Raw genomic sequence first — 26,921 nt, 5'->3', positions numbered from 1 at the left:
AATCGATGCAACAAGTTGTTGCAGTATAGTAAAATTATAATTTTAAGAGGGGCTTCCTTTATAGGAGCTCCTCTTTTTAGTGTGATCTAAGAATAATGCTGCGAAATGCAAAGTTTGTAAAATTAATAAACTATTTAAGTAAATATAGTGTTAAAATTTATTAAAATAATACCTTTATTATCAAGATAAATAGATGCCATAGGGGATGGCATGGAAGATGCGATGATCATTATATAAACAGTATGAGAGGGAAGTTGACCAAATTATGATCAATCTTAGTTCAGAGCGACAACAGCAAGTTAGCTATATTGGGATTACTGAGGCTGATTTAAATGTATTGAAAAGTAAGGAAAAAGAATTCAAGCAAATCGTTAGCTCGCTTGTAGATGAATTGTATAAACAGATGATTGAGGAGCCTGAGCTACTCCACATCATTGAACAGCACAGTACACTTGATCGATTGAAGGAAACGCAACAGTGGTATTTTTTATCCATGGCATCGGGTGTGATTGATGAAGCATTTATTGAAAGACGCCTGCTTATTGGTAAAATTCACTCGCGTATTGGTCTGACAACGAATTGGTATTTGGGCACTTACATATTATATTTGGATCTCGCTACAGCTTATTTTGAACGGATATTACCGACCGAGTGGAAACCCGTCATTCATGCATTAACTAAGATGTTTAATCTGGATTCTCAGTTGGTTCTTGAAGCCTACGAAGTCGATGAAAAAGCGAAAATAGAAAATTTATTGGAAAAGCAAAACCACTTGCTTACAGGGGTTAGTTCTGCGGTTCAAGAATTAGTATCCTTAATGGTTCAACTAAAAGACAGCAGTGAATCTATAGAGGAATTAGCTAGTAAGAATGCTGATTATCAAGAGAAAACACATCAAACTGTGTTATATCTCGACAAAGAGGTAGAGTCTATTCATCAAGTGGGTACAATGATTAGAGAAGTGGCTGATCATACGCATCTTTTGGGCTTAAACGCGGCGATTGAAGCGGCAAGAGCAGGGGAGCATGGAAGAGGCTTTGAAGTTGTTGCGAATGAAGTAAGAAAGTTAGCGCGTCGCTCTAAAGATTCAGTAGGTACGATTGATGAGAAGCTGAATAATATCAACTCCACACTGTCCAAGGTGAAAAAAGAGTCGGAACACAATTCTATGTATTCCAGAGATCAGGTGAAGGGCTCTCAAGAACTGGTATCTTTCGTGAGTCTGATTGAAAAAGTGACCGTTGAGTTAGAAAAATTGAAGTGAACAAGCAAGTTGCTGATTGATTTATTAAGTCTCCATTCCTGATACAGGGAGCGATGAGTGTGTCCGTAGAACATTATGTACAAGATGCAGAAGCTTCAACTAGAAAGATCGTGGCAGGATTATTCATGTCGCTGGATGGAGTGGTAGACTCGCTTGAAGCCTCACCTAAGAAGTGGGGGAGTACTGAAATGAACGAGACGATTGCTGCAGGTGTCGCTCAGGCGGACACTGTACTGCTTGGACCACGTACTTACAGAATGCTAGCCCAGTTCTGGCAGCATCAGAGTGACGATCTGCCTATGGCAAGATTTCTGAACCGTTCTGCTAAATATCTGGTCTCAAGTACAATTACGGAGGATAAGCTCAAATGGCAACCTGCGACGTTGATTAAGGGGAAGCTCTTCGAGGAAATTACGAAGCTAAAGCAACAGCCTGGAAAGAACATTCAGATTCCTGGCAGTCCGAGATTAGTTCGATCCCTATTGATGAATGGACTGCTAGATGAGCTTAGGCTTAATATTTGTCCCGTAGTCGTTGGCTCTGGAATGCGGCTTTTTGACGAAATCACGAATCTGGTTCCTCTTCAGCTTGTGGACTCAAAAGCTTACAGCAACGGTGTGGTAGGCTTAACGTATCGCATATAATCTTTGAATTGAAACACTCCTTCAGAATATTCTGAGGAGTGTTTTTTTGGTTTAGCAATGCACTTTAGACGTCTGTTTTAGAGACACCGTTTAAGCTGGGGACGTAATCGGCAGCTTTATCGATGTTTACCATCTGAGCCGCTTCATTAAAATTATTGTTATTCTGTGCGTTGTTTTTCTTACTCGGTTGATGTTTTCCCGGTTCACCTTTGGGACTGGCATTATTTTTAGGTATGACATTCACCTCCATATTCTCCCCATAGTATGAGAAGGTAGTTTGAATTTTATGCCAGCCCTTGGTTGCTACGGATCCAGGAGCGCTAATCGACTTTTTTTGTGAAGTGCAAAAGTCTTTATATTGCGGTACACACACGTACCACCGCAATATATTTGTGGTTTTAACGGCAGTTGTTTTCGGTGATAGGTCCTGACTGTCGTTGTAGAATTGGATTATATAGGAAAAATAGGAAGCTATAAAACGAAAAAAGTGAGGTGAGAGTATTGCTCTCGGACAAGAAACAATCTCTTCTATTTATTTTTATCGTGTGGGCAATGGCGCTTGGAATGCTGCTACTCCCAGAATCAGCACAAGGTTTGTACGGATTCACTCCGTTACTGGCAGTATGTCTCATGATGTTTTTGATTGTGCGAGACGGTTATCATGCTGAGGGATGGAGGAGATTAGGCTTCAAATTTAGAGGAGGGAAAGAATACGTATTGGCTTTAGTCATTCCTGTAATTTCACTGGGAGCGGGATATGCTGTCTATTGGACAGGATGGGCATCAAGCTTGGTGCCTCCAGATTCATGGATCAAGACTGCTATATATTTGATCGTTTATATTGTTCTGGGTTCGCTATCCGCTTTGGGTGAAGAAATAGGCTGGAGAGGCTGGCTGCTCCCGCGCTTTCAATGGATGGGAAGAGTTAGTTCCAGTATAACAATGGGCTTAATCTGGGCGATATGGCATTATCCGGCGATTCTTGGCCCGCGGGCCTATCATTCTTCAGGAAACCGCTGGCTTGTGTTGACCCTGTTCACCTTATCCGTTGTATTTGCGGGAATCATTATTAATGAACTGCGTCTGACCTCTGGCAGCATATGGCCGGCAGTGCTTTTGCATGGAGCTAATAATGCGGTGGATAGTGTGTTGCGCAATATTACTTCCAGTTCATCACCGATGCTGGAGTATGTAGCTGGAGAGAGTGGTTGGGTCCCAGTGATTTTATATGGCGCTGTGGCCATCTGGATGCTGAATCGAAACCTCAAGATAAAACGGCAGTCGATCAGTTTAGGGCAATAGCTTTGCGCGTTCGTCTATAAATGAAGGAATATCATGCATAAAAGTATATTATTCCCTGTTGAATTCATTTAAAATGGTAGAGAATACACGGATTGGATTACAAATATGTATAATTTTGTTGTTCCGGGGGATTCAAATGAGAGTGAAGCTCCGTTATGTTTACATATCAGGATCACTTTGTATTTTTGCGTTTCTTATCATTCATTTTGTGGGGATCATTCACTCCAACCTCTTACTTGAAGTCGGCTTGGCGCAGAATGAACAAGGACAATATTTTATCGCAGAGATTGATGCTTCCAGTGAAGGTTATAAACAGAATCTGCGAGAAGGAGATATCATAGTAGCGGTTAATGGAACACCGATTGAGAAAGTGGATGGACCCGTGAGATATGGAAATCTGACGCAAGTTCATTCCATTGACCTCCTCCGTATTTCTAGAGAGGGTGCTCTGGTGGCAGAACATTATGATATCAAGAATAAATCCTCCGTATATCATACGTTTACTCAGCTTGTAGTTCCTGGAGCGACCTTTGTTTTTTTGGCCGTGTTGAGTCTTCTTTTATACCGTAGAAAAAGTGGAGAACGCGCAGCAGAACTACTAATTTTGTTCTTTTTATTGGTGGGCGTGACGTACTTTGCGGGATATGCCTCAAGCAGATCAGACCTCATCGCTAGAATTACTATGAGTTGCCTGTTACCTTTAATCCCGCTGGTGTTTATCCATTTTCTCCAAGTGCATCTGAAACGATTTAATGTTCTATTTCTTTCGACTTTTCTAATTAAGATTTTTTATGGGTTCGTCATTTTGTTAGGGATGCTGGCAACCTTAAGTTTAGTTATTTACTCCTGGGATAGGTCCTTATATTCCTTGATACGTCTGATTGTTATCGGTTTCTTTGTAGTTGGCATCCTATACAGCATATTTAAGCTGCTCTATTTATACATCAATTATAAGAGCAGTGCACTTAAATCGATGTTTAAAATTATGCTCACCGGACAGATCCTTTCCTTTACACCTTTTATTCTTTTATCAGCGGTGCCGATAGTTTTTGGGGTCGATTTGATTCCTTACGAAATCACTACGATTTTCTTGTTTTTAATGCCGGTTACCTATTTTTATCTGCTCACTGCTAAACAGCTTTTTGATATTGATTTTGCTTTTAGTCGATTTAAATATGATCTTTTCATTGCTTTTATTCCGGCGCTAATGATTGTGGCAGTGCTTGCGATCATTCAGAGTAGACCGGAATATGATTGGATCAAATGGGTGCAGATGTTTTTGGTAGTATATTTATCGATTACGACCTTCTTATTCTTCAAGGAGAAAATAGATTGTTATTTCCGGCCTAAGCTGTTCCGTGAACTTCACCATTATCAAGGAAGTTTGGAACGATTCTCTCAGCAAATCTCAAAGGTTATGAAGATATCTGATTTGGAAGCTGCACTCAACAAGGAGATCAATGAGATTCTGCCGGTGAATCGGTCAGCTTTTTTTGAGATAGATGAGGCTGAGAATTTGCGTACTCTTCATCCACTTGTGGACGATTCAGGCCAAGAAATCCATTTGCATTTTGTATCACAATCTCCTGTTCTTAAAGTAGGTGAGGTGATTCAACTCCAGCAAGGGATCCTACTAGTGATAGGCCGTCATAAAAAGAGTGTTCATCTCTTATGGATCGATCATAAGAAGAATCATATCAAGTTTAACAGAGAAGAGATAAATTGGTTAAGTACCATCGCAAACTATGCAAGCATCGTCTATGAAAATTTATATCTGATTGAAGGCCTAATTGAAGACCTTGAAGCTGAAATGAAAAAAGAACACCATGGGACCCCATGGGTTTTGCGCCTGATTTTTAACTTATCAGAGAATGAACGTAGAAAGTTGGCGGCGAATTTACATGATTCTGCACTTCAGGATCAGCTTATTTGGCTTCGTAGGCTGGAAACACTGATCTCCGATCACGACATTTCAACGGAAATCTTACCGGAGCTGCTTCAGATTAAAGAAGGGCTTTTGGATGTCATCTATCAGATTCGGGAGACTTGCAATGAACTGCGTCCTCCGCTTCTTAGAGAAGCTGGAATTGTGAAGGCGCTGGAGATTTTGTTTGAGTATGCTCAGTTACAGTCCAATTATACTATTACCTTTACTTCAAGTCCGATAGGCGAGCTGGATGACGAACTAGTGATCACCATTTATCGAATTGTACAGGAGCTTTTACGGAATGCCGCGAAGCACGCTAAGGCAAATCAGATTGAGCTTGAGCTTGATCAGAAAGAGTATCTCTATTTCCGTTACAAGGATGATGGAGTAGGCATGAATATCGTGGATATTAAGGAATCCTTTCAGCATATGGGCTTGTCTGGTATCAAAGAGCGTGTAGCGAGTTTAGAAGGAAAATGCACGTTTAACTCTGAGAAGGGTAAGGGGCTAGAGGTCATTATTTATTTACCGACAACGACTTTCGCGGAAGAAAAGAACAGAGGAGGCGATGGCGATGATACGTATCTTGTTGGTTGATGATCATCCTTCAGTCGGAGAAGGAACCAGGAATATGATTGAGCAGGATGCTGATATGGAGGTAACCTTTGTTTTGTCAGCGATGGAAGCTTTCGATAGGCTAGAGCAGCAAGAATTTGATGTGATTTTATGCGATCTTAATATGCCTACAATTAGCGGACTTGAATTCACTAAAAGGGCTGTTCAGCGTGATCCCGAATCTAAAGTGGTGATTTACACCGGATATGAAATCAGTGCCCATTATAACCTGTTGATAGAGTCGGGGGTTACGGGATTTATCTCTAAAACAGCTTCCAGAGAGCAGTTGTTAAATACCATTCGGTGCGCATTAAGAAATGAGGCTGTCATTCCAGTTTCCTTACTTAAGCAGCTAAGAAGAAATGATATTAAGATAACTAACAATCGTGGTACTCAACTCATTGAAGAGGTATCTATTAATCAAAAGGAACAAGAAATACTCCAAGAAGTAGCCAGTGGAAAAAGCAATAAAGACATAGCCAGCAAGCTCTTAATGTCACAAAGGACTGTGGAGTATAACTTGACGAGAATCTTCGAGAAGCTGAGTGTACATTCCAGATCCGAAGCAATCGTGGAGGGAAAGCGTCTGGGACTTGTTAGATCAGAGCAATTTTAATATCTTGCTGTGTGGTTATCATATCGCTGAGCAATTATCAGAATGATGAAGACGGCAAGGGTCCCCAAAAGAAGAGGCATATCTCCTTCAAATTCGCCACCTAGAATCATCATTGCAATAAACTGAACAACGGCAACGATCAAGCCTATCCATACAAACCGAAATTTGTCTTGCTTGATGGCAATATACATCTGAATGATTCCTAAGTTTAATAGAAGATAAATTCCAACGGCTATAAGTATCCATAGCCATTTAGCTTCTTCTGTTCCAGCAAAGGTGGACCAAATCGCCAGTGGAAAGGCATAACAATTAATTCCTATAAGAGCAATTATCCATACGACCCAATACATAGTTTTGTTAGTCTTATTCATGGTGTTAAGCACCTCACTTTGATTTCTTGTTTGTCATTACCTGTAATGAATGCTTCTGAACCATTCAGGGATGTGGATTTATAATTCCAAAGATATGAAGGAGAGATTCCAATATGATCGATATGAACAGAATTTATCTTATCTCAGATATTCCTGGTTACTCACCGCAAATTAGTCGTCTTTTATCTATGATGAATTATGCAAGACACACAACATTAGCGGCTGTTAAGGACTTAAGTGTTGATCAGCTAGACTATTTATTGGATTCGGAGAGTAACTCTATTGGCGCATTATTATTACACTACGCTGCCGTGGAATATGCGTATCAAGTGTCAACGTTTGAGGGAAGAGATTTATCCGAAGAAGAGTTAACAGTCTGGGGACCGGCACTGAACTTAGGGGATGAAGGTCGATCGGTTATTAAAGGAAATGAGCTTAGTTATTATTTAGACCGTTTAAATGAAGTAAGAGAAAGAACTTACGAATTATTTTCAAACGTGAATGATGACTGGTTAGATGTAGAAGAAGAGTTCTGGTATAACAAACCAGCGAATCGCTATTTCATGTGGTTTCATGTATTCGAAGATGAAATCAATCACAGAGGTCAAATTAGATTAATACGAAAAAGAGCGCTAGCTTAAATGAAAGAGGAACATAAATGAAGTTCATAGAGGAAAGTATAATGCCCTTATTTAAAAATTATCCGCTGCTCTCGAAAGTTATAGTAACGGTACTAATTATAGATATTGTTTATTATGCAGGAAAAGAAATTGGCCGTTTAGCTTATAATTTGACTCATTAAGTTCTTAATAATCCGGACAAGACAACCTCAGTTAATGAAGGTTGTCTTTTTTTGTGGAAATCATGAAAGTTTTCAGTTCATTTTCAGTTCACATAAATTTGTTAGGATTGGAAACATCAAAGGAAGAGAAAAAGTGCGTGATCCAAGAGAGGAAGAAATCAAAATGAACATATTAGAGGTTAAGAATGTTAAGAAATCGTATACTTTGTATGGTAAGGAAAAAGTTCCAGTACTCCATGATGTCAACTTAAGCTTTGAGACAGGTGAATTTGTCTCCATCCTCGGTGAGTCCGGTTGTGGTAAGTCCACACTGATGAATATCATCGGTGGAATGGACTCTGATTATGAGGGCGATGTCCTTGTTCGCGGAAAGAACCTGAGCAAGATGACCGAAAAGGAAATGGATGATTATCGGAAGAATAATATCGGCTTCGTATTTCAAAACTTCAATCTGATCCCCCATTTATCAGTATTGGAGAATGTTACGGTTGCGATGCAGATGACGAATACGAGTGAGAAGGAACGGAATAAGCGTGCTATAGAGATTTTGACTGAGGTAGGATTAAAGGATCATCTGAAAAAACGTCCGAATCAACTGTCCGGTGGACAGAAGCAACGGGTATCCATTGCACGTGCATTGTCGAATAATCCAGACATTATTTTGGCCGATGAACCTACGGGTGCGCTGGATAAAGATACAGGTGATCAAATATTAGTCTTGTTGGACAGCATTGCGAAAAGAGGGATTTTGGTCATTACTGTGACCCACTCACAAAAAGTAGCTGATTACGGTAGCCGTATCGTTAAGCTTGAAGAGGGATTGGTGAAAGACGATATTCATTTGAAGGAACGTTCCATGGCTACCTACGATGGGGGTGATGGTTCAGCCCGAAACCTCAGCTTAATGGCTTCTTTCAAAATGGCCCTTCAAAATATGAAGCTCAACGCCAAACGTAATGTATTGGTAGCATTGGGCGGTTCGATAGGGATTTTAAGTGTACTTTTGATGCTTTCCTTAGGGAATGGGATCACGAGCTATATTAATAACGAAATTAATTCAAGTATGGACCCTTTACTGGTGGATATCACTAAGCCGAATCCAGAAGCCAAGGACATGAAAGGTCCAGAAGCGATGATGTTACCAGGCGTTTCGTTTACAAAGGCCGATGTTGAAACGATTCGTAACCTTCCAAATGTAGATCATGTGGAGACCATTACAACCATTACAGGCAAATCTACTACGGTTTTTGGTGATCAAACGGGTAGTCTCACACAATTAACCACCTTAAACGATACGTTTGATAAAGCGACGATTAAAGCAGGGGCATTACCAAAAGAAAATGAAATGTTATTACCAACGAAAATAGCGAGCCAATTAAGCGGAAATGACCAACCGAATACTATGGTAGGGAAGTCTATTCATCTGTATATTACTGAAATGGATGCTCAACATAAACCGATAACGTTGGAAAAAGAAGTTACTGTCTCTGGTGTTTATGAAGCCACTGATCCAAGAGCGCAAATGTCACCGACAGGGTATATTCCAACACAGACACTGGAGCAAATGTATGCCGATAAAGGGATTACCATTGGGCCGATTCAGGTTAATGCTTTTGCAACGGATATGAAATATGTGAATGATATTAATAAAGCGGCTGTTGATGCGGGCTTCTCGGGCTCCCAAACAGCAAAAATCATGGAGCGTATTACGACTTATGTGGATATGGCTACGATCGTTCTGTCTGGTATTGCAGGGATTTCACTCATCGTATCAGGGATTATGATTTTGGTTGTGCTTTATATTAGTGTAGTCGAACGGACTGAAGAAATTGGAATTCTTCGTGCAATTGGGGCAAGAAAGAAAGATATCAAGCGAATATTCTTTTCCGAATCTGCATTATTGGGAATATTTAGTGGTATTATTGCGGTAGTCTTTGCAGCAGTCATTAGCTATGGATTAAATATTTTCTTGGAAAATGCTTTCGGAGTCAAGCTTATTAATCTCTCTGGATCTTATATCGTATTCGGATTAGTTGTAAGTACAGGGATTAGTATTATCGCTGGTTTGATGCCTTCATCGAAGGCGGCCAAGCTCGATCCAATGGAATCTCTAAGATACGAATAAATACAACTTTGGAAAGGAACATTGATGTATGAGCACAATTCTAGTGGTTGATGATGATTCCCATATCCGAAAATTAATCCGATTATATCTTGAAAAAAATCAGTTTTCCGTAGTGGAAGCGGAAGATGGTCGAATGGCATTAGATATTCTAGCTCATACGAAAATTGATTTAGCAATTGTGGATGTGATGATGCCGCATATCGATGGTATTGAACTGACAGAAGATATTCGATCTTATATCGATATGCCAATCCTTATGGTTACAGCCAAAGGAGAGTCTAAGGATAAAGTAAGGGGATTTAATGCCGGGTCAGACGATTATTTAGTAAAACCGTTTGATCCCATAGAATTGGTTCTCCGTGTAAAATCATTATTGAAGAGATATCATGTGACCCCTTCGAATGTTATTCAATTAGGGGGAGCAACGATTGATCTAGGGAATTTAACAGTCACTAATGCCGATCAAACGGTTGAATTAAAAAAGAAGGAATGTGAATTGTTATTTGCTTTGGCGGGTTCGCCAAAGCAAATTTTCACACGGACTCAGCTAATAGAAAATGTCTGGGGAATGGATTATGAGGGCGATGAGAGGACGGTTGATGTGCATATCAAACGCTTGAGAGAACGTCTTGAACCCATTCCGCAGCTAATTATTTCTACGGTAAGAGGACTTGGATATCGTTTGGAGCTAGCCTAGATGCTGAGAAAAAGCCTTCGTCTTCGAATCGTTGCTACTTTTATTGGTATTGTTTTAGTCAGTTTAATTATTTCCTTTGTTCTTTTTACGCAGTTTTCAGAAAAAAATAATACCCCAAACCATATGTTCATTAATATAGCTAAAGATATAGCTAAGGTGATAACTTTAATCGATGATCCGGAAAAAGTAGATGCGTTTGCAGACCTGCTTAATCGATTTGGTATAGATATAGCGATCGTTAATGAACCAAGCAACGCTGTATTTTCGTTAAATAAGGAACAAATCGCAACCCTGTTCAAACCAAACACAAGCGATGCCGTTTTTCTATCGGGCAAGAGTGGACTTGCTATCGTAGGGATTCCTAAGATAGATGATGCGAAAGGTGCTTTCATCATCAAGCTTGATTTTTCATCGATTGTAAAAGGGTTGAGAATTACGCTCTTGTCTACACTTTTAGCTGTACTAATCATTGGAAGCTTGCTTATCTTGTTCATGTCCAGGTATATAGTGAAGCCTATCAACAAGCTGACAGATGCAGCTAAGGAAATGGCGTCAGGCAATTTATCTGTCCGATTAACTTATCGTAATAAAGATGAGTTAGGTGAATTGATGGAAAGCTTTAATCGTATGGCAAGTGAGCTGCAGAAAATGGACTCTGTTCGTGATGATTTTGTCAGCAATGTTTCCCATGAAATGCAGTCACCCCTTACATCGATTAGAGGCTTTACAAGAGCGCTGCAAGACGGTGTCATTCCACTGGAAGAGCAAAAGGAGCATTTGGATATTATTTATGAGGAAACATTACGCCTTTCTAGGCTTAGTGATAATCTGCTCCGGTTAGCGTCACTCGATTCGGAACATCATCCGGTGAATCCCACCACCTTCCAATTAGACGAACAATTAAGAAGAGCGATTGTATTTGCGGAACCGCAGTGGGAGCAGAAGGATATTACAATTGAATTGGATTTATTGCCTTGCGAGATTACCGTGGATAAAGATTTATTTGATCAGGTCTGGCAGAATTTAATAAATAATGCTATTAAATATACGGAACCAGAGGGTACCATTCATGTGGAAATCGAGGTATCTGAGCTGTTTGTGAAGGTATATATTAAAGATTCTGGACGAGGGATTCCAGAGGAAGCACTTCCGCTCATCTTTGATCGATTCTATATGGTGGAAAAAGCGCGGAGCAGTGCCCTTAAAGGGAATGGACTAGGACTTTCCATTGTAATGAAGATTCTGAAAATACATGATTGTAATATTGATGTAGAGAGCAAAGTAGGAGAAGGTACTCAGTTTATTGTAACCATCCCAAGAACCTAAATCACATGCTAAATAAGTCCATAGAAATAGATAAGGCTGATAGCTCTCGCGAGAGAGCTGTCGGTCTTTTTTTATAAATATGATCTGACAAATTTACACGTAATATTAAGTCATATGAATAGTTAAGGACTGAATCAAAATATAAACTCTGAGAACAATTAAGAGAAGCAATTACATAAAATTCTTGCGTCTTCCTATCTAGATCATTATAATATAAGCGTCCGCTTATATAAGCATTGGAGGGAGGGGAAGAAGAAATGGATTCACTTACGAATATTGCTGATGACTTGAAGCTACTAGGAGATAAGACACGTCTCGCTATGCTTTCTCTTCTGAAGGAACGGGAATGGTGCGTGTGTGAATTTGTTGATATTTTTGATATATCCCAGCCGGCGATTAGTCAGCATTTACGAAAACTGAAGAGTAGAGGGATCGTAAGGGAAAGCAAACGAGGACAGTGGGTACATTATTCGTTAAATGTAGAGGATAAACCGCATCTTAGAGCTGTTCTTCAAGAGATGCCTAGTTCTGAATCAATATTGGCTGCTCTGAATAAAGAACTTAAAGCAACGTGCTGCGACTAAAATTATTTTGTGGATTTTTTTAGACTATATATAACTATATAGTTATATGGTGATGTGTTATTCGTAGATTATAGGGGTGTTGAGAAAGATGTGGTTGTACAGTTCAGGGGGGATGGCAACGTGGCCCTTCTAGCCATACTTATATTTATAGTAACTTTAATCTTTGTGATCTGGCAGCCTCGAAATTTATCGATTGGATGGTCAGCCTGCGGCGGGGCTATCATCGCTTTATTAGTAGGTGTCGTCAGCTTTAATGATGCGCTCGAAGTAACACAGATGGTGTGGAATGCTACTTTGGCGTTTGTCGCAATTATCTTAATTTCATTAATTCTAGACAGTATCGGATTTTTTGAATGGGCTGCGTTACATATGGCGCGGGCGGCACGGGGGAACGGAACACGAATGTTTGTGTATGTTATCGTTCTTGGTGCATTGGTTTCTGCTTTTTTTGCGAACGATGGAGCGGCCCTTATTCTTACGCCTATTGTGCTTGCGATGGTAAGGGCGCTGAATTTTGATGAGAAAAAAGTATTTCCGTTCATTATCGCCAGTGGTTTTATAGCGGATACCACCTCATTGCCACTTGTGGTTAGCAATCTTGTGAATATCGTATCGGCCGACTTTTTTGGGATTACCTTTATGGAGTATGCAGGGAAGATGATCGTACCTACGTTATTCTCTTTGGTGGCGAGTATCGTGGTGCTCTATATTTTTTTTCGCAAAAGTATTCCGAAGCAATTTAATGACTCTCAGCTAAAAGAACCGCAAGAGGCTATCAAGGATAAGAAATTGTTCCGACTGTCATGGATGGTACTGGCTATTCTTCTAATAGGATATTTCGTCAGTGGATTTTTGAATATTCCAGTATCAGTGATTGCGGGAATTATTGCAATTTTGTTCCTGCTCCTTGCGAGAAGAAGCCCTTACGTCAAGGTGAAAGAAGTGATTACAGGAGCTCCTTGGGCAATTGTGTTCTTCTCTATCGGAATGTATGTCGTGGTATATGGACTTCGGAATGCGGGTCTAACAGATTTACTTGCTAAAGCGATTGGCGTAATTGCTGATCAGGGTCTGTTTGCTGCAACCATGGGGATGGGCTTCATTGCCGCATTGATCTCATCGATGATGAACAATTTGCCTACTGTAATGATTGACGCACTCGCAATTGATGCAACGCATACAACCGGAATCATTAAAGAAGCTTTAATATATGCGAATGTTATAGGTTCGGATTTAGGTCCTAAAATCACTCCAATTGGTTCATTAGCCACGCTGCTGTGGCTGCATGTACTGTCGGCTAAAGGTGTGAAGATATCCTGGGGAACGTATTTTAAGACAGGGATTATATTGACCATCCCGACGTTGTTTATTACGCTTCTAGGTCTTTATTTGTGGTTATTGGTTACCTAATTTGAAAAGGGGAAGATCATGATGAACAAAAAAACCATTTATTTTTTATGCACAGGAAACTCTTGTCGGAGTCAGATGGCCGAAGGCTGGGCTAAGCGATATTTAGGGAAGGAATGGGACGTGTATAGCGCTGGAATTGAAGCCCATGGTCTAAACCCAAAAGCTGTACAAGCCATGAGCGAAGTAGGAATTGATATCACCGGACAGACCTCGGATATGATTGATTCTAATCTGCTGAATAACGCTGATCTAGTCGTTACCTTATGCGGGGATGCTGCGGATAAATGTCCAACGACACCACCGAAGGTGATACGGGAACACTGGGGCTTCGATGATCCGGCAAAAGCGCAAGGCACCGATGAAGAGAAGTGGGCAGTGTTCCAGCGTGTGCGTGACCAGATAGAGGAAAGAATCAAACAATTTGCGGAGTCTGGCGAATAGTTATTAGATGAAGCTTTCTTTTTAAGAAAATACAAGAAAGTATAAGTTTCACCCGATACCTTATCCTTATATTTCTCGCAAAAACGCTTACCGCCCTTTGGGGACACCGGAGGCGTTTTTGCTTGGCTTAGGGTATTTTACTACGGGCCATTTCACCTCCCTTAAGGCGTCTATAACCTCTCGTCCAACGTCTAGGTTACTTTGAACCAATTCATGAGGAGTGAGTGCCATCCATTGGTTTAGAGAAACGTCAGCAAAGCGGTCACTCTTAAACATTTCAAGAAACCATAAGGAATCTTCGCCTGTATTTTGAATATAATGTCCGAAAGCAAAAGGAACATACCCTACATCGCCTGCTCTGTAATTAAACGTTCGTGCTACACCGTTTCCGGCAAATACAGTCATTCGTCCTTTTCCGGTAAGATAATATTGCCATTCATCGTTATTTGGATGCCAGTGCAGCTCTCTCATCCCTCCGGGTTCAATTTCTACCAATGCGGCAGCTACGGTTTTGGAGATGGGAAAGTTACTGGAATCGACAATTCTGACGCTCCCGCCGGGAGTCTTCAGCGGAGGTTGAGCCAATAAGGAATGTTTAAAGGTTTGTGAGATCTCTCCGTATGGAGATTCTACCTTCTGACTTTGCAATGAACCCGGAACCTGATCCTGATAAATATAGACCTGTTCGGTGGGAATAGAGTCAAATGCAGCGGCAGGCACCCCAAAGTTAGCCGAAAGCACTTCTTTCGGAGTATGGGCAAACCAATCAGAAATGGACAAGGTGTTTAGATCAGAGAAACTTCCATCGTCGAATACAAGCAGAAACTCACAGCCTTCTTCAAGACCCTGTATTGAGTGGGGAATACCCGGAGGGAAATACCAAAGATCGCCTGGTCCCACATCGGCGATGAAGTTTCGGCCATTCTGATCCACGGCAGTAATTCGAGCTCGACCTAGCAGCATATAGGACCATTCTGCTTGTTGGTGCCAATGGAGTTCGCGTACTCCACCGGGGGTAAGGCTCATATTTACGCCAGCTAGTGTAGTGGCGATGGGGAGGTCCCTGACCGTCACCTCTCTCGACCAGCCGCCATGATTAAGCTGCATATGCACATCAGAGAAAGAGAATTTTAAATTGGGGACAAGACCGGCATCGGTCACGGGAGGGACAAACATATCCGGATTCTCCAAATCCCGCATAATATCACGCGGTCCTTTATCTAATCCCCCTGCGCCATCGCTTCGAACGGGCTGGGGGATATTTGTCTTTCTTGGTGAATCCTGTCCAGCATCGGTCATCCATCGCACTCCTTTCTTGATTCTAAATAACCCAATGAAAATATATGCAGAATCCTGTCTTTTATGATGAATAACAAAAGTGGAACAAGTTGACATGCGCCAAGGGATCATTGATTATTACTTATATAGATTGAGGATCTAAACGGAGTAGAGAGGGAGAGGGGTTTAAGATGAATCATGTTAAGGAGTCCTTACAACGACTAGGAAAAATAAGAGCTTATGTCATCGGTCTGTTAGTGATCATGTTCGCCGCAGGTTCAGCGGTTACACCTACATCGGTGTCGGCGGCTGTCCAGTTAGGGACTCAGGTAATGCCACTGTCATACGGGGGGGTATTACGTCCTTTTTCCGGGTAAACTCGCTCCTTATTTTAAATCAGGTAAATTAATGGTGCCGATTCGGGCTTTTTCGAGTGCGATTGGTGCAGATTTGCTCTATGACGCACTAACGAATAGTGTTACGGTTTCACTGCTTGACCGGTCGGTTGGGAAGATTAAAGCAGGACAGCTAGAGGCAGAATTTAATGGGGAGACAGAAGATTCATTAGGGATTGCCCCGGAGATCAAGGATGGAATCCTATTTGTTCCAGCATCTCCTATCCTAGAGGGTTTAAAGACATTTCGCTGGGAAACCCAATTCAATAACGTGAATAAACTAACCCTTGGCATTGGTGCGAGAAAAGGGGAGGAATGGGCGAAGCCTGAGGCAGATCGAGCGCTTGCTCCTTACCCAGTGGAAACAACAGCACATCCATATCCTCTATATCCCTGTACGCTGACACAGACTCCATCCGGGAAAGAATACAAACTAACCTTAGGTGTGCAAAATACCTCCGGCTTCGTCATCCCTAAAGGGAATGCGGAACTGGAGCTGGTGAGTGTGGACAGCAAAGGCAATTCTTACTACCAAACGTTAAAAGGACCTGATTCGTTAACCTCCAAAGCGGGATTATTGTCATTTTCCGTTTCCATTCCGGCAGAGGCCGAATACGTCCTTTTCAGGTCACGCACATTGAGAGCGGAATAAGTATCATAGGTGTTCTAACAAGATATACAGAGAGCAGGTTAAGAAATAGATGACAGGTAACGAAGGGCAGCACTATCGCTTCAGTGAAGCACCCATTTGGGAATTACAGCGGGCTTATTATGAAGAAAAGGGTTTAAAGGCTTGGAATAATGATCAGGTTCCGCAGTATATTACGAGTAATCCTATGATTGCGACTGCATATGCGGAAATGATCTTCGGATTCCTGCAAGATCGGGCTGGACAAGGACATCTCTCTGAAATAGTCACTATACTGGAATTGGGAGCGGGAGCGGGGCGGTTAGCGTTCCATATCCTTAAGAAGCTATGCGAAATCAAAGATTATGCGGGGACTCCGCTTCCTCCATTTCGTTATGTGATGAGTGATTTACCCGTTAAAAATATAACCAGCTGGCAGCAGCACCCAAGCTTACTTCCATTCGTAGAGCAGGGTATACTGGATTTCGCACGTTTTGATGCTGTACAGGATACTGAACTGTATTTAGTGCACGCTAAGCTCAGCATCAAACCTGGTGATTTACAGCAGCCGCTGCTGCTTGTGGCGAATTATTTTTTTGACAGTATCCCGCAGGAATTGATTTATGTGGATGAAGGTAAAATATTTGAATGTGAGATGTCGATTCAGTATTCTGAGGATGCAGATTCGGATAACCCCTCAGAGGTACTCGGTACAATCATCCCGCAATATCATTATCGTCGTGCGGCTGATTACGAAGCGGAAACTTATCCCTATCACGATGTTATAAAGCTCTATCAGCAGAAGCTGGAGGATTCGCATATTTTGTTTCCAGTGGTGGGGCTTACTTGTCTGGAGCGGCTAGCTAAGTTATCTACAGGAGGGTTTGTACTTCTTACAGCGGATAAGGGTGATCACCGAATAGAGAATTGGGAATTTGCGGAGCCGCCTATGCTAATTCATCATGGTAGCTTCTCCTTAACAGCGAACTATCATGCGATTCAGCATACGTTGGAGCAACGAGGAGCGCATTCCTTATTTACCTCACATCATTATAAAAACTTGAACATCGGATGTATTCTTATGCTGGAATCGCCGATGAGCTATACGAACACTCGGTTAGGCTACAAGCGGTTTATAGAGCGTTTTGGCCCGGATGATTTCTTCAGTATGAAGGAATGGATGGATCAGCAAATAGATACGATGGGACTTCAGCAGATTTTGGCTTTTTGGCGCTTAGGTGGGTATGATGCAGAATGGTTTATCCATAGTGCTGAACAGATTTCGGAGCTGCTGCCGGATGCCAGTGATGAAGAAATGCTGGATCTTCAGCGAGGGATTCAGCTCATGTGGACAGGTTATTATCCGATGGAACAGAGCTATGACCTCTCACTGGATGCTGGGTTACTGCTGTATGAAATGGATAAGTTCGAGGAGGCGTTAGTCTACTTAGAGCGGTCTATGCATGCCAATGCGGAAGAACCATTAGCATCGGTGCTCTATAGCATGGCGATTTGTAACTATGAGCTTGGAGCTGAAGGGGCTGCAATGGAATACGCGCGTAGAGCTTTGGCCGTAGAGCCGGATAATGAAGTGGTGCTGGAACTGATAACAGCTCTGAGCGAGGAATAGATTGTAAGCAGACAGAAGAGAAAGCACATCATTTACACAGGACCATCTATTTGGTATCCTATACAAAATAATTAAACGCGATGACGAGAAGAGTAAATAAAATCATTCCTTCACAGAGAGCCCTGGATGATGAGAACGGGGTAAGGAGGATTTTATCGAAACAAGCCTCTGAGCGGCATGTCGGAACCGGGTGACGGGGATGGTATGACGGGAGCTCCTGTTATAGAGCTAGAGTATAAGCACTGCGAAAGATGCATTGCCGTACTTGATGAGATTAATATGGCGACATATTAATGAACCTGGGGTGGTACCGCGAGAATTTCGTCCCCAAGACCATAAGTCTTGGAGGTGAGGTTCTTTTTATTTTGCAGATAAACAAGGCGGATATCACTAATATACAGGAGGTAACAACAATGAATAAGCCATCAGAAGTAGTGGCAGGAAGTTACATCGACAGATTTATTCAAGAAGAGCTTGAGGCTGAAACTTACAGTAGAGACATTTGTACCAGATTTCCACCGGAACCTAACGGATATTTGCATATTGGCAGTGCGTATGCCATTGACACGAATTATACAACTGCAAAAAAGTATGGCGGAAAGTTCCACTTGCGTTTCGATGACACGAATCCTTTAAAAGAGGATCTGGAATATGTAAATGCCATCATCGAAGATATTGAATGGATGGGCTACTCACCGGACCATATTTTCTATGGATCAGACTATTCAGAAAAAATTTACAATAGCGCAGTAAAGCTAATCCGAAAAGGAAAAGCCTATGTCTGCGATTTATCACCTGAAGAGGTGACAGCATATAGAGGGACGCTTACAGAGCCGGGAAGGAACAGTCCCTATCGGGAGCGTTCTGTGGAAGAAAATATGAAGTTATTCGCAGAGATGAGGGATGGCGTTTATCCTACGGGTGCCAGAGTATTACGCGCCAAAATAGATATGCGCTCACCGAATATCAACTTGCGTGATCCGGTGATTTATAGAATTATCCATGCGGAACATTATAGAACAGGCAACGATTGGTGCGTCTATCCGATGTACGATTTTGCACATCCTATACAAGATGCGATCGAAGGGATTACGCATTCCCTATGCTCCATTGAGTTTAAGGATCATCGGCCCCTGTATGAGTGGGTACTAAATGAGCTGGATACCCCCGAAGCTCCAAAGCAAAGGGAGTTTGGACGCGTAAACATCACCGGTGTCGTTACTAGCAAACGGTACATTAGACAATTGGTTGCAGGACATTATGTGGATGGTTGGGATGATCCAAGGCTTCCCACGCTTCGCGGACTTCGGAGAAGAGGTTTTACGCCGGAGAGTATTCGGAATTTTGTGAAAGAAATCGGATTTGTCCGACATAGCACCATTGTAGATATAGCCATGTTAGAGCATTCGCTTAGACAAGATTTGAAGGCGAAGGCACCTAGCGTAATGGCTGTTCTAAAGCCGCTAAAGGTGGTTATTACTAACTATCCCGAGAATCAAAGCGAATGGCTTACGATTGAGAATAACAGTGAAGATAAGACGCTTGGGGATAGAGAGGTTCCTTTTTCACGTACGCTTTATATTGAACAAGAGGATTTCATGGAGGAGCCGCCTAAAGGTTATCACAGGCTGACTATAGGGAATGAGGTAAGGTTAAAAGGTGCCTACTTCATTAAGTGCAATGAGGTGATCAAGGACGAAGCAACCGGAGAAGTGATGGAGCTTCGCTGTACCTATGATCCGAGAACGAAGAGTGGAAGTGGATTTAATGAACGTAAGGTCAAAGCGACCATCCACTGGGTATCGGCAGAACACGCAATCAAGGCGGAAGTTCATCTATATGAGCGGCTGCTAAAAGAGAATGACGGTCCTAAAGAAGACGATGAGCGCTGGGACGCGTATCTTAATCCAGATTCTTTAATGATTCTGAAGGATTGTTTGCTGGAGCCTTCCATGGATAGTGCACTTCCAGAAGATAAATATCAATTCATCCGCCATGGATTCTTTTGTGTGGATAAGAAGCATACGACAGCAGATAAGCTGGTACTGAACCGGATTGTACCGCTGAAGGATACATGGAAGAAGAATTCGTAATTCACAGCACATCCTTTCTCCACAAGTATTCTTTATGATATAGAGGTCATAAAGAATTTCTAGGAGGTAAAAGCTATGAATTGGTCTTGGTTAATTACATTGATCTGCCCTTTAATGATGATATTTATGATGTTTGGACTGGGCGGGAAGCATGGACACGGGCATGGGTCGAGAAAGCAAGCGTCACCTGATTATCAGGAGCTTCAGAAAGAATTGAATGAGCTGAAAACGCAGAATGAACAAATGAGAAGAGATATTCAAAGTCTCACACCATAAGCAATGCGGAGTAATTGGCTTAAGCCGGGCAAAGATCGGGTAATTCCTGATGTTGTCCGGTTTTTTTTGTCGATCAGAAGTGTACAAGCGTATGAAAATTCCTAATGAAACATATTTACATTTTTCAGAAATGAGCATATACTTTAAATATAAGTTGCACAGAGGAAACTTTCGTGTATATAGACAACTTTTTTTTGGGCAAGAGGAGGAACTGACATGCTAGAACAAACTTTAGTGGAAACACCACATATAGAACAACCACATATAAAACAACATAAAAACTCGATTTCAGCGCAAGCCGTTCTTAACGGGGAGACCAAAGGAATTAGAAGATTACTGCCTTTCTTAGGTCCAGCGTTTATCGCTGCGGTTGCTTATCTGGATCCAGGTAATTTTGCCACCAACATTACGGCGGGTTCAAAATATGGCTATCTCTTATTATGGGTCATTGTAGCCTCGAACTTAATGGCTGTTCTTATTCAGGCGTTGTCCGCTAAGCTTGGTATTGCTACAGGGAAGAACCTTCCGGAGATCGCTCATGATCGTTTCCCGAAGAGTGTATCGATCTTCTTATGGATTCAAAGTGAACTGGTAATAATAGCTACGGATCTGGCGGAGTTTATCGGGGCAGCATTAGGACTTTATTTATTGTTTGATATCCCTATGCTGCCTGCAGCAATGATCACTGCCGTGGGTTCTTTTGCTATCTTAGAGCTTCAGCGTAGGGGATACCGCTCACTTGAAGCCGGAATTGCTGCAATGATTCTTATTGTCGTTTTAGCCTTCGCCTTTCAAGTTATTGTAGCTAAACCGGATATGGGTGCGGTTGCTGTAGGCATGTTTACACCTAAGTTTGAAGGGGTGGACAGTATCCTTTTGGCTGCAGGAATTCTAGGCGCAACCGTGATGCCACACGCCATTTATCTACATTCATCACTTACTCAGAACCGCATCGTAGGGGTGAATGAAGCGGAGAAAAAACAAATTTTTAAATTGGAATTCATAGATATTATTATTGCGATGATTATTGCAGGTGCGGTTAATCTGGCGATGGTCATTGTCTCCGCGGCATTGTTTTTCAAAAATGGTCTTGTAGTTGAGGACCTGGATGTCGCGTTTCAGCAATTTAGTCACTTGGCTGGACCTGTAACGGCGATTTCGTTTGGCTTAGGACTACTTATCGCGGGACTATCGAGCTCTTCTGTAGGTACTATGGCTGGTGATGTGGTGATGCAAGGCTTTATCAACAAAAGAATTAATCTGTACTTACGCCGTGCGATTACGATTATTCCGCCATTGGCGATCATCGGTTTTGGTGTAAATCCAACGAAGGCACTCGTTATCAGTCAGGTGGTCTTATCCTTTGGGATTGCATTTGCTCTGGTACCACTGGTTATGTTTACTAGCAATCGTCAGATTATGGGCGGGTTAGTGAATCGTAAGATGACAGCTGCTCTCGGCTGGCTTATCTCCGGACTGGTTGTATCGTTAAATTTATTTTTGGTCTATCAAATGTTTGTATAAGGCAGGACATCTTTATTTGGTGAATGAAAAAAGGTATACTGGAGCATGTTTATAATTCATAATTCACGCCAAAGTAAGGAGATCGACAATGTCCATGCAGGAAATATCCGGTTATAAGTCTATAGCCCTTGATATTGCACAAAGAATTGTAAGCGGGGAATTCCCCGTACAGAGTAAGCTTTCGGGGCGTTCTCTATTAGCAGGCCAGTACCATGTTTCTCCTGAGACGATCCGTAAAGCTATGGGATTATTGAAGGATGAGAATATAGTATTTGTCTCGCAGGGGAAAGAGATTATTGTCATCTCTGATCAAAAGGCGTATGAGTATATCACTAGAAATAATTATTTGAAATCAGTTTATTCACTGAAAGAGGATCTACAGCAATTGTTGCTGGAAAAGAAGAAGCTCGACAGCAAATTTGAGAAGCTGCTCACTGGAATTATCGAGGCGTCAGACCGGATGAAGAATTTGAAACCTTATCACCCGGAAGAAATTACAATCCATGAACAATCACATGTGGTCGGTAAAACCATTGGCACACTACAATTTTGGCAGAATACAGGGGCTACTATTATAGCGCTTCGCCGAGGGGCGAACGTAACAATCTCCCCAGGTCCGCATGTCATACTCAGAGAAAATGATGTACTTGTAGCAGTTGGTGATGAGAAAATGTACCAAAGAACAGAGCAATTTATTAATAAAAATGCTGAGAATCATTTATAATAATAGGTCGAAAAAAGGCTATCCAGCGGGGTTTATCACTGGATAGCCTTTTTTTTGATTATTAAATTACAATAAATTACAAACAACCTATATTATCATTGTAGGTTGTCAGTTTGGGAGTTGTTTGTTATAGTTTAACTTACAGAGTCGCCCGGCGAGATGATCTGACGATAGAGATAAGAAGGAGAGACCCTATGCTGAAATTTGAAAAAGTAGGTAAGAAATACCCTAATGGTTATGAAGCAGTTAAGAACATTAGCTTTGAAATTGAAGCTGGAGAAATACTAGTGCTGATCGGTCCTAGTGGTTGCGGAAAGACAACAACGATGAAAATGATAAATCGTCTTGTTCCGCATACTTCAGGCCATATTTATATCCACGGCAAAGATATCACCAAGGAGAACCCTGTAACCCTCCGCAAGAACATCGGATATGTTATTCAACAAGCTGGTTTATTTCCGCACTACACCATAGAAGACAATGTAGGCCTGATTCCCGACCTAAAGGGGTGGGATGTTAATAAGAAAAAAGAACGGGTGCTAGAAATGCTCCGTCTAGTCGGACTGGATCCGACCCTATATGCCAAACGTTATCCGAAACAATTATCAGGTGGGCAGCAGCAACGTGTAGGAGTAGCCCGTGCATTGGCGGCTGATCCTGAGATTATATTGATGGATGAACCGTTTGGTGCTTTGGACCCTATTACCCGTGAGCAGCTGCAGGATGAACTGCTACGCATGCAACAAGAAGTAAAGAAGACCATTGTATTTGTAACGCATGATATGGATGAAGCACTGAAGCTTGGAGATAAGATCGCTATTCTTAAAGACGGTGAAATCGTTCAACTGGATACGCCATATGAGCTGCTCAGCCGGCCTGCTAATGATTTCGTAGAATCTTTTATCGGCAAAAACCGTATTTACCAAAACCCTGAGTATATCCCCGTAACAGAAGTTATGCGCGACAATCCATCTACATCGCTTCCAGGGCGGACGCTGGGCAAAGCTCTTACCTTTATGCGTCAACGCAAAATGGATACATTACTGGTTGGAAACGAGAAAGGTAAGCTGCTTGGCATAGTCTCCGCTTATGATGTTACCGCCAAAATGGAACAAAGCCTTACTATCGAAGAAATTATGACACCACCTCAAGTGGTGCTGCAGGATACAGCAACAGCAAGAGACGCATTATCATTGATTACGGAAGCTCCTTACGGCATTATTCCGATTGTAACCGCTGAGGGGATCATTGCCGGGATTGTTACAAGAGGCAGTCTTCTGACGGCGTTTGCCGCACAATGGGGAGGCGTGAAAGAGGAGGAAATGTCTATATGAGAGATCAATCATTATGGCAACAGCTCATATATCAATTAGATATACGTAGGGAAGATTTGATTCATTCTATGGGCGTGCATATGCAACTTGTGCTCTTGTCCATGTTATTTGCAATTATTGTTGGCATTGCGCTAGGAATTATGATTACAAGGGTTAAACCTCTGAAAGGTGTTACGCTTGGTGCGGCTGGGATTCTTCAGACGATACCTAGTCTGGCGATGCTCGGATTTATGATTCCTCTATTCGGCATAGGGATGAAGACGGCGGTTGTAGCTTTATTTCTGTATTCACTGCTGCCAATTATCCGCAACACATACACCGGAATAACTGATGTGGACCAATCTATAGTGGAAGCGGCCCGGGGAATGGGTATGAAGAACTGGCAGATTCTATTCCGGGTCCAACTCCCTTTAGCTTTAAGTGTAATTATGGCAGGGATCCGTACTGCTGCAGTTATTAATGTCGGGACAGCAACACTGGCAGCCTTTATCGGTGCTGGCGGATTGGGTGAATTTATTTTCCTGGGTATTCAACGGAACATCGAAGCTCTAACCTTACTTGGAGCTATTCCGGCCGCGATTCTTGCACTCGTACTGGATTATCTACTCGGATTGCTCGAACGCCTTACGACTCCAAAGGGATTGAAAGTATAACTTAAGCTCTGGTCTAGAAAGAATATAAAAGGGGAGATTATATATGAAAATTCCAAAATTGATGACAGGCGTTTTAACTACAGTATTAATGGGGGCGCTACTTGCTGGATGTGGTGGCGGGAATAATAACGCTGCTGCTGGTAACAGTGGAGAAATCACAATTGGCTCCAAAAACTTCACGGAGAATGTTCTACTCGCTCATATGATGGCAGATCTGATAGAAGATAAAACAGATATCAAAGTGAAGCGCCAGATGAACTTGGGAGGCTCTAATGTAGCTTGGAGTGCACTTGAGAATAATAACATTCAGCTATATCCGGATTACACCGGTACCATTGTAGCTAATTACTATCAGGAGAAGACAGGAAACTCCGAGGAATCGTTGGCTAAAACAAGAGAACTGCTTAAAAAAGATGGACTGGCCTTTCTGGATCCATTCGGCATAAATAATACCTACACTTTAGCTGTTAGTCGCGAAACGGCTGAGAAGTACAATCTAAAGACCTTCAGCGATTTGGCGAAAGTATCTGGAGAAATGGTTCTTGGCGTAGAGTTCGAGTTCTTGGATCGTGAGGACGGATACCCTGGTATCCAAAAACTCTACGGTATGGACTTCAAGCAGAGCAAAGGAATGGACCATGGTATCATGTACCGTTCGATCGACGATGGGGAAACTGATGTAACCAATGCATATGCAACGGATGCGCAAATTAAAGTACATGATCTGGTGATTCTGCAGGATGATAAGGAATTCTTCCCTCCTTATGATGCAGGACCGATTATTCGTCAGGAAACGCTAGATAAATACCCTGAACTAGAGGGTATCTTAAATCAATTGAACGGACAGATCAGTGATGAAGAAATGCAACAATTGAACGCAGAAGTTGATGTGGATGCACTCAAGGAAGAGGATGTAGCTCGTAATTTCCTGATCAAGAAGGGATTAATAGAAGGTTAAATATGAGATGCAAACTAAAGCAGGCTAGGAATTTTCTAGCCTGCTTCTTTTTCTGTTATTTGTTTGTAGGTCTGGCTAGTTTCTAAAGTAGTCTGCCAATCCTTCCGCGATGGCTTTGGCTGCTTTTTTCTGATAGGAGGATTTGCGGACAATTGACTCATCTGTAGGATTGGTAAGAAATCCGAGTTCAACTAAGGTAGCTGGAATTCGATTCTCCCTCAGGATGTGATAATCGCCAAAGGATAACCCGTTGCTCTTTAGACCAATGCCATGGCCTAGCCGGGATTCTATCGCCCGTGCCAGCTTCAGATCATCGGACTCGGAGTAAAAGAAGGTCAGTGTTCCGGACACTTTTTTAGGTGAGGAATTATAATGAATGCTTACAAATGCATCAGCATGCAGAGCCTCAGTCATTTGAACTCGCCGAGCGAGTGTAGGCTTCTGGTCCTCCCGGGTACGTGTCATCTCAACCCGTGCACCTTTAGCTAAAAGGGCATCGCGGAGATAAAGGGCAGTATGCAGATTCAAATCCTTTTCCATGGTGTTATATGTAGTGCCGAGCATTCCTGGATCACTGCCGCCATGACCGGGATCTACGACGATTAATTTTCCTCGTAAATTTCCTGTGCGCGAAACGGTGTTTGTGATGCTTTGCGTTGCTCCGGTACGGATATATTGCGCTGCGACCCAACCGGTGTCACCGCTAGCTGTTCGAATCCGCGCCCAATCGTTCTGACGAAGGAGGAGGGTAACAGTATCCTTGGCTTTTAAAGAACCAAGCATCTTATATTGTGTTCCCGGACCGCTTCGGATACGCAATGAATCTGCCGTTACGGTAGCCTTTGTGGTGTTACCCGAAGGGCTGGTTGAGGTGGAAGAAGCATTACTGGTGTTGGAAGATTTAGAAGCGCCAGATTGCTGGGAGCTGCTGTTCACCTTTTTAAGGTAATAGCCGGCTACCCAACCAGAGGTGTTTCCGGTCTTCACCTTTAACCAACCGTGATGCTCATCGGACACAGTTACTTTGGCACCGTTCTTAATAGATCCTACTACAGTTGCATTCTTAGCCGGCTCGCTGCGTACATTTAAAGAGTTCGCGTATACCTGAGCGGTATAACTGGCTGCTGTTTTAGCTTCAGCAGGCTGTGACGCTGCCATACCCATAAGACTTGCCGCAAGTAATGTGACACCTATCATTTTATTCATAGTATCCTCGCTTTTTCAAAGTAGTCGTAATTTTTTACCCACTTTACGAGGTTTAGAATAATATTTTTTGAGAATAAGGCCTCTTTTCCAGCTGTCTA

Annotated in this window: 25 protein-coding genes, 1 pseudogene and 1 other annotated feature; of the genes and pseudogenes, 22 read left to right on the top strand and 4 right to left on the bottom strand. The window is 42.2% G+C overall.

The genetic code is table 11. The annotated features are described in order from the left end of the window. Positions 1 to 265 precede the first annotated feature (265 nt). Both R50345_RS32260 and R50345_RS26345 read left to right on the top strand, forming a co-directional pair. Entirely contained in the window at positions 266 to 1,264 is a 999-nt protein-coding gene (locus R50345_RS32260; RefSeq protein ID WP_042131118.1) for a globin-coupled sensor protein, read from the top strand. 59 nt (positions 1,265 to 1,323) lie between these two features. Next, on the top strand, positions 1,324 to 1,908 hold the full coding sequence (locus R50345_RS26345) for a dihydrofolate reductase family protein (RefSeq protein WP_197069716.1): 585 nt from the start codon (positions 1,324 to 1,326) through the stop codon (positions 1,906 to 1,908). A gap of 64 nt (positions 1,909 to 1,972) precedes the next feature. Here the strand turns inward: R50345_RS26345 and R50345_RS26340 are convergent, their stop codons facing one another. Beyond that, positions 1,973 to 2,152 carry a hypothetical protein gene (locus tag R50345_RS26340; protein ID WP_076120322.1) on the bottom strand — a complete coding sequence of 60 codons (180 nt, stop codon included), beginning with the start codon at positions 2,150 to 2,152 and terminating at the stop codon, positions 1,973 to 1,975. 248 nt (positions 2,153 to 2,400) lie between these two features. On the opposite strand from R50345_RS26340, the gene R50345_RS26335 reads away from it, so the two are divergent. The 3 genes from R50345_RS26335 to R50345_RS26325 all read left to right on the top strand — a co-directional run bounded on the left by R50345_RS26335 (position 2,401) and on the right by R50345_RS26325 (position 6,368). Further along, positions 2,401 to 3,210 (top strand): CPBP family intramembrane glutamic endopeptidase, encoded by an 810-nt coding sequence (locus R50345_RS26335; protein WP_156114877.1) that lies wholly within the window; start codon positions 2,401 to 2,403, stop codon positions 3,208 to 3,210. A 136-nt stretch (positions 3,211 to 3,346) separates the two neighbouring features. Next, on the top strand, positions 3,347 to 5,734 hold the full coding sequence (locus tag R50345_RS26330; RefSeq protein ID WP_042131114.1) for an ATP-binding protein: 2,388 nt from the start codon (positions 3,347 to 3,349) through the stop codon (positions 5,732 to 5,734). Beyond that, positions 5,712 to 6,368 (top strand): response regulator transcription factor, encoded by a 657-nt coding sequence (locus tag R50345_RS26325; protein WP_042131113.1) that lies wholly within the window; start codon positions 5,712 to 5,714, stop codon positions 6,366 to 6,368. The genes R50345_RS26330 and R50345_RS26325 overlap by 23 nt, the downstream gene beginning before the upstream one ends. On the opposite strand, the gene R50345_RS26320 is transcribed toward R50345_RS26325, so the two are convergent. Then, on the bottom strand, positions 6,365 to 6,739 hold the full coding sequence (locus R50345_RS26320) for a hypothetical protein (RefSeq protein ID WP_042131112.1): 375 nt from the start codon (positions 6,737 to 6,739) through the stop codon (positions 6,365 to 6,367). The genes R50345_RS26325 and R50345_RS26320 overlap by 4 nt on opposite strands. A gap of 113 nt (positions 6,740 to 6,852) precedes the next feature. Between R50345_RS26320 and R50345_RS26315 the strand changes: the two genes are divergently transcribed. The 7 genes from R50345_RS26315 (at position 6,853) to arsC (ending at position 14,124) form a co-directional block, all read left to right on the top strand. Then, complete coding sequence (locus R50345_RS26315) at positions 6,853 to 7,380, top strand: DinB family protein (protein ID WP_442950199.1); 528 nt, start codon at positions 6,853 to 6,855, stop codon at positions 7,378 to 7,380. Positions 7,381 to 7,674: 294 nt separating this feature from the next. Next, entirely contained in the window at positions 7,675 to 9,666 is a 1,992-nt protein-coding gene (locus R50345_RS26310) for an ABC transporter ATP-binding protein/permease (RefSeq protein ID WP_231573952.1), read from the top strand. 28 nt (positions 9,667 to 9,694) lie between these two features. After that, positions 9,695 to 10,363, top strand: coding sequence for a response regulator transcription factor (locus R50345_RS26305; protein ID WP_042131111.1), 669 nt, complete (start codon positions 9,695 to 9,697; stop codon positions 10,361 to 10,363). Next, a complete protein-coding gene (locus tag R50345_RS26300; protein ID WP_052414746.1) occupies positions 10,364 to 11,689 on the top strand; it encodes a sensor histidine kinase in 1,326 nt (441 codons plus the stop codon). Positions 11,690 to 11,946: 257 nt separating this feature from the next. Beyond that, positions 11,947 to 12,273, top strand: coding sequence for an ArsR/SmtB family transcription factor (locus R50345_RS26295; protein WP_042131110.1), 327 nt, complete (start codon positions 11,947 to 11,949; stop codon positions 12,271 to 12,273). A 120-nt stretch (positions 12,274 to 12,393) separates the two neighbouring features. Further along, entirely contained in the window at positions 12,394 to 13,683 is a 1,290-nt protein-coding gene (locus tag R50345_RS26290; protein WP_042131109.1) for an arsenic transporter, read from the top strand. Between the two features lie 21 nt (positions 13,684 to 13,704). Continuing rightward, positions 13,705 to 14,124, top strand: a complete 420-nt coding sequence (gene arsC / locus R50345_RS26285) for an arsenate reductase (thioredoxin) (RefSeq protein ID WP_042131108.1) — start codon at positions 13,705 to 13,707, stop codon at positions 14,122 to 14,124. 87 nt (positions 14,125 to 14,211) lie between these two features. On the opposite strand, the gene R50345_RS26280 is transcribed toward arsC, so the two are convergent. Beyond that, positions 14,212 to 15,423 carry an oxalate decarboxylase family bicupin gene (locus tag R50345_RS26280; protein WP_042131107.1) on the bottom strand — a complete coding sequence of 404 codons (1,212 nt, stop codon included), beginning with the start codon at positions 15,421 to 15,423 and terminating at the stop codon, positions 14,212 to 14,214. A 170-nt stretch (positions 15,424 to 15,593) separates the two neighbouring features. Between R50345_RS26280 and R50345_RS26275 the strand changes: the two genes are divergently transcribed. From R50345_RS26275 to R50345_RS26230, 10 genes and pseudogenes are all read left to right on the top strand, one after another. Next, on the top strand, positions 15,594 to 15,779 hold the full coding sequence (locus tag R50345_RS26275; protein ID WP_042131106.1) for a hypothetical protein: 186 nt from the start codon (positions 15,594 to 15,596) through the stop codon (positions 15,777 to 15,779). Between the two features lie 10 nt (positions 15,780 to 15,789). After that, positions 15,790 to 16,449, top strand: a pseudogene (locus R50345_RS26270) (copper amine oxidase N-terminal domain-containing protein); the annotation flags it as partial. A 49-nt stretch (positions 16,450 to 16,498) separates the two neighbouring features. Further along, positions 16,499 to 18,055, top strand: a complete 1,557-nt coding sequence (locus tag R50345_RS26265) for a tetratricopeptide repeat protein (protein WP_042131104.1) — start codon at positions 16,499 to 16,501, stop codon at positions 18,053 to 18,055. Between the two features lie 71 nt (positions 18,056 to 18,126). Then, positions 18,127 to 18,387 (top strand) — a binding site (T-box leader). Positions 18,388 to 18,468: 81 nt separating this feature from the next. Further along, positions 18,469 to 20,148 (top strand): glutamine--tRNA ligase/YqeY domain fusion protein, encoded by a 1,680-nt coding sequence (locus R50345_RS26260; RefSeq protein ID WP_042131103.1) that lies wholly within the window; start codon positions 18,469 to 18,471, stop codon positions 20,146 to 20,148. A 75-nt stretch (positions 20,149 to 20,223) separates the two neighbouring features. After that, entirely contained in the window at positions 20,224 to 20,424 is a 201-nt protein-coding gene (locus tag R50345_RS26255; protein WP_042131102.1) for a DUF2933 domain-containing protein, read from the top strand. Between the two features lie 216 nt (positions 20,425 to 20,640). After that, the gene (locus R50345_RS26250; RefSeq protein ID WP_081954198.1) at positions 20,641 to 21,948 is read left to right on the top strand and encodes an Nramp family divalent metal transporter; all 1,308 of its coding nucleotides are present in this window, start codon (positions 20,641 to 20,643) and stop codon (positions 21,946 to 21,948) included. Positions 21,949 to 22,036: 88 nt separating this feature from the next. Beyond that, positions 22,037 to 22,672, top strand: coding sequence for a GntR family transcriptional regulator (locus R50345_RS26245; RefSeq protein ID WP_231573950.1), 636 nt, complete (start codon positions 22,037 to 22,039; stop codon positions 22,670 to 22,672). Between the two features lie 194 nt (positions 22,673 to 22,866). Further along, on the top strand, positions 22,867 to 24,006 hold the full coding sequence (locus R50345_RS26240; protein WP_042131101.1) for an ABC transporter ATP-binding protein: 1,140 nt from the start codon (positions 22,867 to 22,869) through the stop codon (positions 24,004 to 24,006). After that, the gene (locus R50345_RS26235; RefSeq protein ID WP_042131100.1) at positions 24,003 to 24,659 is read left to right on the top strand and encodes an ABC transporter permease; all 657 of its coding nucleotides are present in this window, start codon (positions 24,003 to 24,005) and stop codon (positions 24,657 to 24,659) included. The genes R50345_RS26240 and R50345_RS26235 overlap by 4 nt, the downstream gene beginning before the upstream one ends. A gap of 43 nt (positions 24,660 to 24,702) precedes the next feature. Then, on the top strand, positions 24,703 to 25,617 hold the full coding sequence (locus R50345_RS26230) for a glycine betaine ABC transporter substrate-binding protein (RefSeq protein WP_042131099.1): 915 nt from the start codon (positions 24,703 to 24,705) through the stop codon (positions 25,615 to 25,617). Between the two features lie 75 nt (positions 25,618 to 25,692). On the opposite strand, the gene R50345_RS26225 is transcribed toward R50345_RS26230, so the two are convergent. Further along, positions 25,693 to 26,823: an N-acetylmuramoyl-L-alanine amidase family protein gene (locus R50345_RS26225; protein ID WP_042131098.1), complete on the bottom strand. Its 1,131-nt coding sequence runs from the start codon at positions 26,821 to 26,823 to the stop codon at positions 25,693 to 25,695. Between the last annotated feature and the right edge of the window lie 98 nt (positions 26,824 to 26,921).

The organism is Paenibacillus sp. FSL R5-0345, from assembly GCF_000758585.1.
Taxonomy (GTDB): Bacteria; Bacillota; Bacilli; order Paenibacillales; family Paenibacillaceae; genus Paenibacillus_AQ.
Note: the sequence above shows the minus strand (reverse complement) of the source record. Positions and strands in the feature narration are given on the sequence as shown.

Coding starts and splice junctions, on each gene's coding strand:
- R50345_RS32260 (WP_042131118.1), top strand. CDS start 266: ATGATCAATCTTAGTTCAGAGCGACAACAGCAAGTTAGCTATATTGGG.
- R50345_RS26330 (WP_042131114.1), top strand. CDS start 3,347: ATGAGAGTGAAGCTCCGTTATGTTTACATATCAGGATCACTTTGTATT.
- R50345_RS26325 (WP_042131113.1), top strand. CDS start 5,712: ATGATACGTATCTTGTTGGTTGATGATCATCCTTCAGTCGGAGAAGGA.
- R50345_RS26320 (WP_042131112.1), bottom strand. CDS start 6,739: ATGAATAAGACTAACAAAACTATGTATTGGGTCGTATGGATAATTGCT.
- R50345_RS26315 (WP_442950199.1), top strand. CDS start 6,853: ATGATCGATATGAACAGAATTTATCTTATCTCAGATATTCCTGGTTAC.
- R50345_RS26305 (WP_042131111.1), top strand. CDS start 9,695: ATGAGCACAATTCTAGTGGTTGATGATGATTCCCATATCCGAAAATTA.
- R50345_RS26300 (WP_052414746.1), top strand. CDS start 10,364: ATGCTGAGAAAAAGCCTTCGTCTTCGAATCGTTGCTACTTTTATTGGT.
- R50345_RS26295 (WP_042131110.1), top strand. CDS start 11,947: ATGGATTCACTTACGAATATTGCTGATGACTTGAAGCTACTAGGAGAT.
- arsC (WP_042131108.1), top strand. CDS start 13,705: ATGAACAAAAAAACCATTTATTTTTTATGCACAGGAAACTCTTGTCGG.
- R50345_RS26280 (WP_042131107.1), bottom strand. CDS start 15,423: ATGACCGATGCTGGACAGGATTCACCAAGAAAGACAAATATCCCCCAG.
- R50345_RS26275 (WP_042131106.1), top strand. CDS start 15,594: ATGAATCATGTTAAGGAGTCCTTACAACGACTAGGAAAAATAAGAGCT.
- R50345_RS26265 (WP_042131104.1), top strand. CDS start 16,499: ATGACAGGTAACGAAGGGCAGCACTATCGCTTCAGTGAAGCACCCATT.
- R50345_RS26260 (WP_042131103.1), top strand. CDS start 18,469: ATGAATAAGCCATCAGAAGTAGTGGCAGGAAGTTACATCGACAGATTT.
- R50345_RS26255 (WP_042131102.1), top strand. CDS start 20,224: ATGAATTGGTCTTGGTTAATTACATTGATCTGCCCTTTAATGATGATA.
- R50345_RS26250 (WP_081954198.1), top strand. CDS start 20,641: ATGCTAGAACAAACTTTAGTGGAAACACCACATATAGAACAACCACAT.
- R50345_RS26245 (WP_231573950.1), top strand. CDS start 22,037: ATGTCCATGCAGGAAATATCCGGTTATAAGTCTATAGCCCTTGATATT.
- R50345_RS26240 (WP_042131101.1), top strand. CDS start 22,867: ATGCTGAAATTTGAAAAAGTAGGTAAGAAATACCCTAATGGTTATGAA.
- R50345_RS26235 (WP_042131100.1), top strand. CDS start 24,003: ATGAGAGATCAATCATTATGGCAACAGCTCATATATCAATTAGATATA.
- R50345_RS26230 (WP_042131099.1), top strand. CDS start 24,703: ATGAAAATTCCAAAATTGATGACAGGCGTTTTAACTACAGTATTAATG.
- R50345_RS26225 (WP_042131098.1), bottom strand. CDS start 26,823: ATGAATAAAATGATAGGTGTCACATTACTTGCGGCAAGTCTTATGGGT.